The organism is Dokdonia genika, assembly GCF_042652845.1.
Lineage (GTDB): Bacteria > Bacteroidota > Bacteroidia > Flavobacteriales > Flavobacteriaceae > Dokdonia > Dokdonia donghaensis.
In genome coordinates, this window is record NZ_JBHSHB010000003.1 from 151,551 (window position 1) to 164,152 (window position 12,602).

The following is a 12,602-nucleotide window of genomic DNA, read 5'->3' on the forward strand; positions in this document are numbered from 1 at the left end:
AAGAAAAAGTATACTATTTTAAACCTCTACCCTCTTTCTTTAACCTTTTTTCTCGCTCATATTGTTTTACAAGCTTATCAAGTATACCGTTTATAAAGATGCTACTCTTAGGTGTCGAGTATTCCTTAGAGATTTCTAAGTACTCATTTATAGTCACTTTTACAGGTATGGTAGGGAATTTTAAGAACTCACAAAGTGCCATCTTAATAAGCACCATATCTACATCTGCAATACGTTCTTTATCCCAGTTTGGTGTGTTTTCTGTAATCTCGTTTGCAAGAAAAGTCTCATTTGCGACCGTCTTCTCTAGTAACTCTGTACCAAAATGCACATCCTCCTCATTTTTAAATAAGCTAGGTAGTAATGAAGACTCTGGTGATGCTGGTTTAAGCTTACCCAGTCTTCTTAACACTGCCATATTAATCATAGGCAAGTCATCTATCCAGGTAAGGCGCGCATCTTCTATATAATCGTATAGCTTGTCATTAGGCGCTATAATCTCTGTATAGATATCTACCACAAACTTTCTATCTATTTTAAAGGTAGTATCCTCCTCTTCCATATATGAGGCATAGCAATCACTTGCTACAATCTCGTTATATATGATAGCAACATACTCATCATTCTGTCTCCAGTGTTTGAGCTTACGCTTGCTTATTTCATCACGCAACTCAGCATTGTCAGACAGTTTTGTCAAGACCTGGTTGTTAATGAATTTTGTGTTAGGATTTTTTTCTTCTTCGGTAGCTAGAATCTTTTTAGAGATTTTTTCTTGTTCCGCTTTCGCGAAAGCGTGAACCTCCACCATTAAATCTAGCATTAAGAGATACAGATTGTACATCTGGTTCATACTCTCAACCGTAAATTTATCCTCATTTTGAAGATCAAACTGCTCCTTACTCCCTAGGGCGTAAATGGTTTGCATTACTTTGACACGGATATGGCGTCTGTTTAACATAGCGACAAAGAACTTTTATAGTTATAAGAACGAATTAGGTTCGTTTTTAAATCGGTGCAAAAATACAGTATTTCTAAAAGTATCATCACATTTTATCAATTATGTTATAGGAAAATTTGGCTCGCACAGGTCTTAAAAAAAACCGACCTTAGCGCTTCAAAAAAATTGCAGTACGGCGATGGGTGCATTAAAATCTCTTAACAAGTATTTTTTACGTTATAAATGGCGTCTTATAGCCGGTTTCTTTATAGTTATCGCAGCTCGTGTCTTTGCCGTTTTTAATGTAGATATTGTAGGTGATATCGTAAACGATGTTGAAACATACATAGAAAGTGGAGATTCAAATCTAGATGGCCTCAAAGACAGTATGCTCTTTAAACTAGGATTACTTCTAGGTGCTGCCCTACTCTCTGGTTTTTTTACATTCTTAATGCGACAGCTTATTATTGTGGTGTCAAGATTTATAGAAGCAGATTTAAAAGATGATGTCTACGCACAGTACCAGCGTCTCAGCCTAGGTTTTTATAAAAAAAATAGAACTGGTGACCTTATGAACCGCATCTCTGAAGATGTAACTAAAGTACGTATGTACCTAGGTCCAGCCATAATGTATTTACTACAAGCTCTCGTACTATTTGCTGTAGTAATACCCTATATGGTACGTATGGCGCCATCACTTGCCGCATATACCTTAATACCACTACCTATACTATCTATTGCTATCTATAAACTAAGCCGTGCGATACACGTGCGTAGTACTATTGTACAAGAGTACCTATCAAAACTTACTACGTTTACACAAGAGTCTTTTAGTGGTATATCTGTTATAAAAGCATATACCTTAGAACCTAATACATTTAGAGACTTTGCAACGCTTAGTGAAGACAGCAAGCAAAAAAATCTAAACCTCGTTAAGGTACAAGCATTCTTCTTCCCACTTATGATAGGGCTTATAGGTGCGAGTAACCTCATTGTGATATTTGTAGGTGGGCAGCAGTATATAGATGGTACCATTGCAGAGCTAGGAACTCTAGTAGAGTTTATAATGTATGTAAATATGCTCACGTGGCCAGTTGCTACTGTAGGATGGGTAACCTCAATTATAAAAGCAGCAGAGGCATCCCAGATACGTATTAATGAGTTTTTAGAAATCGAACCAGACATTGTAAATACCGTTACAGAGCACACACCTATAAATGGTGCTATCGCTTTTAAGGATGTAACTTTTACGTATGAAGACACACTTATTACAGCTCTTAAAAATATAAGCTTTACCGTGCAGCCAGGGCAAACACTTGCTGTAATAGGGCCTACAGGATCTGGAAAATCTACTATTTTAGAACTCATAGGTCGTCTGTATGATGTGACTAGCGGCAGTATTACTATAGATGGTACAGATGTAAAGATGCTCAACCTTAATGATTTTCGTTCTGAGATAGGTTATGTACCTCAAGATGCCTTCTTATTTTCTGATACCATAGGTGAGAATATAAAATTTGGTAAAACAGATGCTACAGACGAAGAGGTTTACGCTTTCGCGAAAGCGGCCTCCGTACACCATAATATCATAGACTTTAAGGACGGGTATGATACCGTACTTGGTGAGCGAGGCATAACCTTATCTGGAGGACAGAAGCAACGCGTCTCTATTGCAAGAGCACTTATAGGATCTCCTAAAATCTTGTTACTAGATGACTCATTAAGCGCAGTAGATACCGAGACAGAAGAAGAAATACTCAATAATTTACAGCAGCTCACAACAAACACAACCACTATTATCGTGAGCCACAGAATCTCATCTGCAAAAAATGCCGATCAAATTATCATTCTCGAAGATGGTAAAATCACACAGCAAGGATCTCATAATCAATTAATAACAAAAGAAGGCTACTATAAAGAGCTGTATGTAAAGCAGCTGGACGAGAAAGAAATGTAAAAAATAATTGGGCAATGGTATATTTTTTACCATTTTTGAAACAACAAACACACAATCCAAAACAAGAAGGACCATTATGAGTGATTACGACGGAAGAGACAATGAAGAGATTTTTTCAAAAGTACTTAGAGCAGGACGACGCACGTACTTCTTTGATGTAAGATCTACAAAGGCAGGAGATTATTACCTTACCATTACAGAGAGTAAAAAATTTACTAATGATGACGGTTCTTTCCACTTTAAGAAACACAAAATCTATTTATATAAAGAAGACTTTGCTGGATTTACAGAAAATCTTAATGAGATGACTTCTTACATACTAGAAGAAAAAGGTGAAGAAGTAATATCTGACCGCCACCAGAATGATTATACAAGACCTGTAGCGTCAGAAGTGGTAGATTCTGGAGGGGTAACTTCAGAAGAGCCTACTGCAACGGCAGATAAGTTTACAGATGTAAGCTTTGACGATATATAAGTCATAAATGATATTAAATAAAAAAAAGCCACGTTTATGACGTGGCTTTTTTTATTGGTCTAGCTTAAAAGTCTTTTAGTTAAATATGATAGGTATTTCCACAAGACTATGTGGTCGTATATCTCCACTGCTGGCTGTTTGTATTACCGTTAAATCTCTATTGAGAATTACCACCACTCCTTTGGTCTCTCCATCTACTTCTGTAGTACCCATTACAATATAATAAGATGTAAACTGCGCTATATCTGTATTGCGTATGTTTATACTCATCCCAGTCTGGTCTAAAATAGTATTGATGAGGCCTACCTCTGTATAAGCACTAATTGTATTTGTATTGTAATTATATACATTTGCTATTTTTCCGGTAGGGTCTTTATAAACAAGTTCCTGAGCTAGTGATTTAGTTTGATTAAATCCTTCTGTAACAGTAAAACCACTCGGAAAAGAACTCTGCTCACTTATCGTAAGCGTTTCAAAATCTAGCGTGGCGTATGCAAGCGCAGCACCGTTAAAGTCAAATAGGTACATCTCGTCAAGATTCTCATTGTATATATAAGCACCATACTGATCTATATCCCAAACTCCCACTGGCATCCCAGTCTCTGCATTGTGTACAAATAGCTTCTTTACGCCTGTAAGAGTATCTGTACCTACTATAAATGTCTTAGACCCTTTTGCCATCACACTTGAATTGACATCGTTTATTGTTATATCACCTATGTAAGCATCTGTAATAACGCTAGTAGTTTTATTATATGTACTTACGTTTAAGTTGCAACAGCTACTAGACTCATTCAAATAATAAGTAATGATATTATTTTCGGTATTTGTCGTATAAAGCTCAGATTCATTTACAGGGTTAGACGGAGTAAAGTAATCACTATAAACCTCTTGGTCTCCATTAACCACGCTATATGTGATAAACTGAGAAGTAGGTATGCCAGAAGCTATCGCTAGGCGATCCCTAAAGGTGTTTCTTAAAAAGCCAAACTCAAAGCCTATTTCCTCTTGTAAATTTACAGTTGTGCTTTGCTCATCTAGATAATTCCAAGTAACTACATTACCACTAGATCCAGTAACTAGATTGTCTCCTACGATTGCTATTTGAGCCAGTGAGGTATTTACATCAGACTCGGCTACGTTAGTCGTATCATCATCATTAGAACAGGCGGTGAAGCCTAGAAGTAAAAAAGGTAAAAATTTAAAAATTCTCATTGATTGATGATGTTTTAATTCATTGATTAAAAGTAAGTTATTTCTTTCTTACAGCAATAACTTCAATCTCAATTTTTGCCCCTGCGGCCAGTGCCTTTGCTGCAAAGGTGGTCCTCGCAGGTTTTTGTGGCAAGTACGATTTATAGATAGCGTTAAATGTTGCAAAGTCCTCAATATCATCTAGCACAACCATTGCTTTTACAATATCTGTCATTTCTAAATTGTGATGGGCAAGCACCGCTTTTATGTTTTCTAAGGTTTGCTTTGTTTCGGCTTCAATACCGCCTGTTACGAGTGTTCTCGTGCTTTGATCCATCCCTATTTGTCCAGATAGAAAATACATATCGCCCACCTGCACCGCATCAGAAAATGGTGCGTCTGCCTTAGTAGGTTCGTGAGACGTGTGGAACACAGGAGCTCTCTTCTCCATATGACCTTCAGGAGGTGGTGTGTGGGATCTTTGTAACTCCTCATTACAAGAAGTGAGTAAAAGCATCCCAAAGATTGTCAATATAATAGGCCTCATAGTTATAGATTTTGGTAATAAATGTACGGATAGATGGCAACATTTTTTAACTATTATGTATTTTTAAACTTTGAGATAAATGCGATTTAGTACGCTTTCGCGAAAGCGTAAACACAACAATCTACTATGGAAAGAAAAGAAGAGTTTCTAAAATCTATTACAACAGGAAACACCTTTAAGGGTGACTTTATCACTATGGGAGCAGCAATGCTAGATGGCGAGACCATCACAAATGCTCACGTAAAAGTACCTCTTAAAACTCTTAATCGTCACGGTCTCATTGCTGGTGCTACAGGTACTGGTAAAACAAAAACATTACAAGTGCTTGCCGAAAATCTGTCTGACAAAGGGATACCGGTACTACTTATGGATATGAAAGGTGATCTCTCTGGTATTGCAAAAGCAAGCCCAGGTCACGCAAAGATAGATGAGCGCCACGAGAAGATAGGCCTACCCTTTGATGCCAAAGATTTCCCAGTAGAACTCCTCACACTTTCTGAACAAAATGGCGTGCGCCTTAGAGCTACCGTAAGTGAGTTTGGACCTGTGCTGTTCTCACGTATACTTGACGCTACGGTGGCACAGTCTGGTATTATCTCTATACTTTTTAAGTACAGTGATGATAAAAAATTACCGCTGCTAGATCTTAAAGACTTTAAAAAGATTTTACAATATGCGACCAAAGAAGGTAAGGCAGAAATAGAAGAAGAGTATGGGCGTATCTCTCCAGCTTCTTCTGGTTCTATCCTGCGTAAAATAGTAGAACTAGAACAGCAGGGAGCAGATATTTTCTTTGGAGAAAAATCTTTTGACACAGATGACCTTACTCGCACCACCTCTGACGGTCGTGGAGTAATAAATGTGATACGCCTTACAGATATACAAGACAGACCTAAATTATTCTCAACTTTTATGTTGAGTCTACTTGCAGAGATTTACTCTACATTTCCAGAGCAAGGAGATAGCGGCCAGCCAGAGCTTGTAATTTTTATAGATGAAGCACACCTCATATTTAAGGAGGCATCAAAAGCGTTACATAGCCAGATAGAGAGTATTGTAAAGTTGATACGGTCTAAAGGTGTAGGAATTTATTTTGTAACTCAAAACCCAACAGATATTCCAGATGGTGTATTGAGCCAGTTAGGTCTTAAAGTGCAACACGCATTACGTGCATTTACTGCAAAAGATAGAAAAGCTATAAAACTCACTGCCGAAAACTATCCAGATTCTAAATATTATGACACAAAGACCGTTCTTACATCTTTAGGTATAGGAGAAGCACTTGTATCTGCTCTCGATGAGAAGGGTCGCCCTACTCCACTTGCAGCTACAATGTTACGTGCACCTATGTCACGTATGGATGTATTAACCCAAAAGGAAATAGACGGTATAAACGACAGGTCTGAGCTTGTAGAAAAATATAGCGAAATCTCAGATAGAGAGAGTGCCTACGAGCTACTCAAAAAGAAAATAGATAAAGCAAACGAAGCGGAAGCAAAGGAAAAGGCTAAAAAAGAAAGAGCCAAAGCTTCAAAAACGTCTTCTAGATCTAAAAGTTCTAGGTCTACTCAAAGTGCTGGATCAAAAGCATTAATAAAAGTACTTACAAGTGCAACCGTAATACGTGGTGTCTTTGGTATACTAGGTAAAATGTTAAAATAATAATTGCGCATTTTTTATGCGTACCCTCAATTTAATTTTATGAAAAAAAATATAATAGCCCTTTCTATTCTAGGCTTAATAGCTACTAGCTGTAGTAACTCTGGAAACTTTGCTATTACAAATGAAGGTGTAGGACCACTTACTAAAACTACAAAAGTAAGTGAACTTAAAACCACCTTTGTAAATGATAGCCTTGTAGATGCAAATGGATCTACAGAACTAAAAGCACCTGTACAATATATTACCGTTTTTGAAAAAGGAGGTAAAAAATTATTAGAACTAGAACCTACCACGGGCGACTCTGATGCTACAATAAATTACATACGTTTATATGACGAGCGCTATACAACAGATGGTGGAGTTACTGTAAAAAGTACTTTTAAGGATATTCTAGATGGACACAAGATAAAGCGTATAGAAAACCTTATATCTACCATTGTTGTTTTGATAGAAGATAGTGATGTGTATTTTACTATAGATAAAAAACACTTGCCATCAGAACTTATGTTTGATACAACCACTAAGGTTGAACTTACTCAAATCCCTGATGATGCTCCTATTAAGTATATTCAAATAAGCTGGTAAATATGAGTTATAAAATCCAAAAAAGCCCTTTTATAGTACCTACTACAGATGGTAAGACCATAGAAGAGCACTGGGGAAAAGCGACAGATGGCAATAATGATATAAGCATTGCTCATATGATTGCTCCACCTGGGTGGAGTGAGCCATTTCAAACTCCAGAGTTTGATGAATATACATATATTATAAAAGGTAAAAAGCAATTTATCATAGATGGTGATACCGTAGTACTTCACGCCGGCCAGAGTATTAAAATTGCTCGCAATACCAGAGTACAATACAGCAATCCTTTTGATACAGAGTGTAAGTATATGGCGGTTTGTACACCTGCATTTTCACCAGATTCAGTTCATAGAGAAGAATAGATATTTTGAAAAAGACCCTACAACGATTCATTCCTAAGGCTATAGGAGCAAAGATAAATGCGCTAAGTTTAGTAAATCCTAGAGCTGCAGCTCAGCAAGCTTTTAATATATTTTGCACACCACGCAAGGGTAAACCTTATGGTGCGCAGGTTGTTTATCTAGAAAATGCTGCTTATGAACGTTTTCCTTCTGGATCGTGTGAGTTACAAGCATATCACTGGGAAGGCACTGGTAAAAAAGTACTTCTTATACACGGCTGGGAAAGCAACACGCATCGCTGGTTTAAACTAGTAGAAGAACTACACAAAGAAAACTATGATATTTATGCCATAGATGCACCCGCTCACGGTAACTCTACAGGGACGTTGCTCAATGTGCCTCGTTATGCAAAAGCCATAGAAGAAGCTGTACAGCGATACCAACCAGACCATATTATAGGGCATTCTATAGGAGGACTAGCTACGGTTTTTCATCAGTATACTTATAAACCTACACAATTTACATCTGCAGTTATATTAGGATCTGCATCAGAGCTTAGTGAGATAATGATAGATTATAGAGCAATTTTAGGACTTAATAACCGAACAATGAAGTCTCTCGAACTGCTCGTAAAAGAGTTATTTGGTTTTGACTTTAAAGGTTTTTCTGGAGCAGCTTTTGCAAAAGAACTTACATTGCCTGCTTTGATCATACACGATAAGTTTGACAAAATCACTCCTGTATCTGCCTCACAAAACATCCATAAAAACTGGAAAGGAAGCACCTACATTGAGACCGAAGGTTTTGGTCACTCACTTTATCAAGAGGAAGTAAGATCTGAAATCATCAAATTCTTAAAGAAAGAATTTTAATCTTCTTCATTAAGAGTATTTAAGTTCATTCCCTCATAAAACCCAAGGGGCTGGTCTATAACAAGTTTTACTTGCATAGCTATTTGCCCCGTGTGATATGAGAAGTGCTCAACAGCGTGTAATACAATACCTATACCTGAGAGATCAAAACCTTGCACTTTTCGCTTCTTTAATAGGTTTTCTGGTGTAGCATCATCAATAATAGTAGTAGAAGTTTGAACGGTAAGTAAAAGTCGTTGTAACAACTCATCTTTTGTAAAACCATCTTCGGTACTAAACTCCTCTTCTCTATTACGCTCATCTGGATTACCACCAAGACCAGAAACGATATATTGTGTCATATTGCCACAGATATGCAATAACTGGTTACCAAGTGTATTGAGACTCTGGTTTTGCTTTGTCCACAGCTCCTCCTCTACTACCTTAGAAAGCGCAATACTTATCATACGCACATTCTCTTCTAGCCTAAAAATAGCATTGTCCTTAAAATCTTGATGCCAAGTATTAATCATATATATACGTTCTAACTTAGTATAAAATCTTCTAGTTGCTTCAATGAGATTCTATTTTCATAGATTGCCTTCCCTATAATGGTTCCTTCACAGCCCATCTCTGCAAGCTTTGGCAACTCGTCAAAGGTAGAAATTCCTCCAGAAGCAATAAGTTTTAAGTCTGGTGTGCTAGCAAGTATTTCTTGATATAAGTCAAAACTAGGCCCTTCTAGCATACCGTCTTTACTTATATCTGTACAGATTACATAAGAGACACCTTCTTTTTGATAAGCGTTTATAAACTCCACCACATCATCATCAGACTCCTCTAGCCAGCCAGAGATAGCAATTTTACGATGATGAGCATCTGCTCCCAAGATAATTTTATCACTGCCAAATTTTGACAACCAGCTTTTAAATGTATCTGGATTTTTCACAGCAATACTACCACCTGTTATTTGAGAGGCTCCGCTCTCAAAGGCTATGCGTAAATCTTCGTCTGTTTTAAGACCTCCTCCAAAGTCTACTTTTAACGCAGTCTTTGTAGCTATTTGCTCGAGGATTTTGTGGTTTACAATGTGCTTGCTTTTTGCACCATCTAAATCTACAAGGTGTAAATGCGTGATACCGTGTGCCTCAAACTGCTTTGCAACCTCCAGCGGATTTTCATTATATATTTTCTTTGTGTTATAATCTCCCTTTGAGAGACGCACACAATTACCATCTATGATATCTATAGCAGGTATTATTCTCATAATTCTAAAAAGTTTTTAAGTATTTGCTCTCCTACAGCGCTACTTTTTTCTGGGTGGAACTGGGTTCCATAAAAATTATTTTTGGCAAGAGCACTACTGTAAGGAAGTCCGTACGTAGTAGTCGCAATCGTGTCTTCTACTACGGGAGCATAAAAACTGTGCACCATATATATAAAAGAATCTTCGGCTACCTGATTAAAAAGTGGTGATGATAGATTGTTAATGGTGTTCCACTGTATTTGTGGGACTTTTACGCTTTCGCGAAAGCGTTCTACATCTACATTAAAAATATCAAGCCCTATAGTATCTCCTTCTTCTGAACCTGTACACATTAATTGCATACCCAGACAGATACCCAGCACAGGCTGTGTTAGTGTAGGAATCACTTTATCGAGACCAGTCTCTCGTAATTTACTCATAGCACTACTCGCCTCTCCTACTCCAGGAAAAATGACTTTATCTGCACTACGTATTTCTTCTTCACTATCACTTAAGACCGCCTGATAACCAAGGCGCTCTACCGCAAATTTTATGCTCTGGATGTTTCCAGCACCATAATTAATGATCACAATTTTCATTATAACATTCCTTTTGTAGATGGAAGAATCATTTTATCTGCATCACGCTTTACGGCTACTTTAATCGCTTTTGCAAATGCCTTAAAGATAGCTTCAATCTTGTGGTGCTCGTTTGTCCCTTCGGCTTTGATATTTAGGTTTGCCTTTGCACCATCTGTAAATGATTTAAAGAAGTGGTAAAACATCTCTGTAGGCATTTTACCTATCATCTCACGGTTAAAATCTGCTTCCCATACGAGCCAGTTTCTACCACCAAAATCTATAGCAACTTGTGCAAGACAGTCATCCATAGGCAAGCAAAAACCGTAACGCTCTATTCCTAATTTATTACCTAAAGCAATGGCAAACACTTCTCCTAGTGCGATTGCCGTGTCTTCTATGGTGTGATGCTCGTCTACTTCCAGGTCTCCTTTTACTTGGATGTCTAGATCCATTTGCCCGTGACGCGCTATCTGGTCAAGCATATGGTCAAAGAAAGCTAGACCTGTGTCTATGTTAGATTTACCTGTACCGTCTAGGTTAAGGGTGATGTTTATGTCTGTCTCATTAGTTTTTCGCGCAAGCGTAGCAACACGACTTTCTAATTTTAAAAACTCGTATATTTTTTGCCAGTCGTTTGTCTCTAGAGCGATGTCCTTATTGAGCTCATCTTCAGAGATAGTAATCTCACCAGTACCGAGGTTTGTGTTATCATTTATATAGATTCCTTTGGCTCCCAGATTTGTCGCAAGTTGCATATCTGTAAGTCTATCACCTATTACAAAAGAGTTTTTGAGATCATATTCCTCAGAAAAATATTGTGTAAGTAAACCGGTCCCAGGCTTTCTAGTGTCTTTATTTTCGTGCGGAAAGGTTCTATCTAAAAATACATTATCAAAAACAACACCTTCATTTTCAAATGACTTCATAATGAAGTTGTGCACTGGCCAGAATGTATCTTCTGGAAAAGAATCTGTACCTAAACCATCTTGATTTGTAATCATCACTAACTCATAATCGAGCTCTTGAGCAATCTTACCTAACCAAGTAAAACACTTAGGGTAAAAAATCATTTTTTCAAACGCATCGATTTGTTCATCTACTGTTTCCTTAATCATTGTACCATCGCGGTCGATAAAAAGTACTTTTTTTGCCATTACTGTATTGTATTTAATGCGTTTATTAGTGTTGTATTTTCTTCTTTGGTCCCTACTGTAAAACGTAGCGTGTTCTCACAAAGCGCCTGTGTGCTGCGATTGCGCACGACTATTCCTTTTTCTATAAGCTGGTTATAACGCTTGTTTGCATCGTCTACTTTAGTTAATATAAAGTTTGCATCAGACGGATATACTTTTTCTACAAAATCCACATCTTTAAGCACAGCTGCTAGTGTTTTTCTATTATCAAGTAAGGTATCTACCTCATTATGAATCATACGTAAATCGCTCAATCTATCATAAGCGCGATCTTGCGTTAATGCATTCACATTATAAGGAGGCTTGATTTTATTAAGAATCGCAATAACTTCTTTACTTGCAAAGCATAAACCTAGACGTATACCAGCAAGACCGTAAGCCTTAGAAAGCGTTTGAGTGATTACAAGGTTAGGATAATTTTTTAATTGTGATATCCAACTCTCTGCTGCTGCAAAATCTATATATGCTTCATCAAGAACTACTAACCCATTAAAGTTTTCTAAAACCTCAATAATAAGATCTGGTTTGATCATATTACCCGTAGGATTATTTGGTGAGCATATAAAAATGAGCTTTGTTGTATCACTCACAGCATTCAGAATACCTTTAGTATCCAGTTGGAAATCTTCGGTAAGAAGTACCTCTGTATTTGCTACGTCATTTGTACCTGCCAGTACATTATACATACCGTAAGTAGGTGGTACCGTTATAATACCATCTACTCCAGGATTACAGAATGCTCTAAAAATAAGATCGAGCACCTCGTCGCTTCCGTTACCTAGTAAAATTTGAGATTCTGAGACGTTTTTTTGAGAGGCTGCCAAACTCTTTAAACTACGCTGTTGCGGGTCTGGATAACGGTTTACACCATTATCAAACGGATTTTCATTTGCATCTAGAAAAACCATTTCTTTGTCAAAATCTGTAAACTCATCTCGCGCAGAAGAGTACGGTTTCATTCTTGCAACATTTGCTCTTACGAGCTTATTTATGTCAAATTTGTTCATTGTGCTATACGTACTTAATAATCTTT

General features: G+C 37.3%; 14 protein-coding genes. 6 read left to right on the forward strand and 8 right to left on the reverse strand.

Annotation, left to right across the window (positions count from 1 at the left end; all coding sequences use genetic code 11):
* Window positions 1-13: 13 nt before the first annotated feature.
* Window positions 14-925, reverse strand: coding sequence for a transcription antitermination protein NusB (locus tag ACFO5T_RS00645; protein WP_380031178.1), 912 nt, complete (start codon window positions 923-925; stop codon window positions 14-16).
* A gap of 211 nt (window positions 926-1,136) precedes the next feature.
* Between ACFO5T_RS00645 and ACFO5T_RS00650 the strand changes: the two genes are divergently transcribed.
* Both ACFO5T_RS00650 and ACFO5T_RS00655 read left to right on the forward strand, forming a co-directional pair.
* Complete coding sequence (locus ACFO5T_RS00650; protein ID WP_380031180.1) at window positions 1,137-2,894, forward strand: ABC transporter ATP-binding protein; 1,758 nt, start codon at window positions 1,137-1,139, stop codon at window positions 2,892-2,894.
* A 76-nt stretch (window positions 2,895-2,970) separates the two neighbouring features.
* Window positions 2,971-3,369: a PUR family DNA/RNA-binding protein gene (locus ACFO5T_RS00655; protein WP_021778966.1), complete on the forward strand. Its 399-nt coding sequence runs from the start codon at window positions 2,971-2,973 to the stop codon at window positions 3,367-3,369.
* A 75-nt stretch (window positions 3,370-3,444) separates the two neighbouring features.
* Here the strand turns inward: ACFO5T_RS00655 and ACFO5T_RS00660 are convergent, their stop codons facing one another.
* A complete protein-coding gene (locus ACFO5T_RS00660) occupies window positions 3,445-4,584 on the reverse strand; it encodes a hypothetical protein (protein ID WP_380031183.1) in 1,140 nt (379 codons plus the stop codon).
* Between the two features lie 37 nt (window positions 4,585-4,621).
* A complete protein-coding gene (locus ACFO5T_RS00665; RefSeq protein WP_380031186.1) occupies window positions 4,622-5,110 on the reverse strand; it encodes a Rid family detoxifying hydrolase in 489 nt (162 codons plus the stop codon).
* Between the two features lie 126 nt (window positions 5,111-5,236).
* On the opposite strand from ACFO5T_RS00665, the gene ACFO5T_RS00670 reads away from it, so the two are divergent.
* The 4 genes from ACFO5T_RS00670 to ACFO5T_RS00685 are packed head-to-tail and all read left to right on the forward strand — an operon-like array spanning window position 5,237 to window position 8,570.
* Complete coding sequence (locus ACFO5T_RS00670; protein WP_380031188.1) at window positions 5,237-6,772, forward strand: helicase HerA-like domain-containing protein; 1,536 nt, start codon at window positions 5,237-5,239, stop codon at window positions 6,770-6,772.
* A gap of 39 nt (window positions 6,773-6,811) precedes the next feature.
* Entirely contained in the window at window positions 6,812-7,357 is a 546-nt protein-coding gene (locus ACFO5T_RS00675) for a hypothetical protein (protein WP_021778962.1), read from the forward strand.
* A 2-nt stretch (window positions 7,358-7,359) separates the two neighbouring features.
* Complete coding sequence (locus ACFO5T_RS00680; RefSeq protein ID WP_380031190.1) at window positions 7,360-7,719, forward strand: cupin domain-containing protein; 360 nt, start codon at window positions 7,360-7,362, stop codon at window positions 7,717-7,719.
* Window positions 7,720-7,724: 5 nt separating this feature from the next.
* A complete protein-coding gene (locus tag ACFO5T_RS00685) occupies window positions 7,725-8,570 on the forward strand; it encodes an alpha/beta hydrolase (RefSeq protein ID WP_380031192.1) in 846 nt (281 codons plus the stop codon).
* Here the strand turns inward: ACFO5T_RS00685 and ACFO5T_RS00690 are convergent.
* From ACFO5T_RS00690 to hisC, 5 genes are read right to left on the reverse strand one after another with little or no spacing between them, the layout of a single operon-like run.
* On the reverse strand, window positions 8,567-9,082 hold the full coding sequence (locus tag ACFO5T_RS00690; RefSeq protein WP_380031194.1) for a DinB family protein: 516 nt from the start codon (window positions 9,080-9,082) through the stop codon (window positions 8,567-8,569). The genes ACFO5T_RS00685 and ACFO5T_RS00690 overlap by 4 nt on opposite strands.
* Window positions 9,083-9,093: 11 nt before the next feature.
* On the reverse strand, window positions 9,094-9,816 hold the full coding sequence (gene hisA, locus ACFO5T_RS00695; RefSeq protein ID WP_035324881.1) for a 1-(5-phosphoribosyl)-5-[(5-phosphoribosylamino)methylideneamino]imidazole-4-carboxamide isomerase: 723 nt from the start codon (window positions 9,814-9,816) through the stop codon (window positions 9,094-9,096).
* Window positions 9,813-10,394 carry an imidazole glycerol phosphate synthase subunit HisH gene (gene hisH / locus ACFO5T_RS00700; protein WP_380031197.1) on the reverse strand — a complete coding sequence of 194 codons (582 nt, stop codon included), beginning with the start codon at window positions 10,392-10,394 and terminating at the stop codon, window positions 9,813-9,815. The genes hisA and hisH overlap by 4 nt, the downstream gene beginning before the upstream one ends.
* Window positions 10,394-11,530 (reverse strand): bifunctional histidinol-phosphatase/imidazoleglycerol-phosphate dehydratase HisB, encoded by a 1,137-nt coding sequence (gene hisB / locus ACFO5T_RS00705; RefSeq protein WP_021778956.1) that lies wholly within the window; start codon window positions 11,528-11,530, stop codon window positions 10,394-10,396. The genes hisH and hisB overlap by 1 nt, the downstream gene beginning before the upstream one ends.
* Window positions 11,530-12,576 carry a histidinol-phosphate transaminase gene (gene hisC, locus ACFO5T_RS00710; protein WP_380031199.1) on the reverse strand — a complete coding sequence of 349 codons (1,047 nt, stop codon included), beginning with the start codon at window positions 12,574-12,576 and terminating at the stop codon, window positions 11,530-11,532. The genes hisB and hisC overlap by 1 nt, the downstream gene beginning before the upstream one ends.
* Window positions 12,577-12,602: the final 26 nt, after the last annotated feature.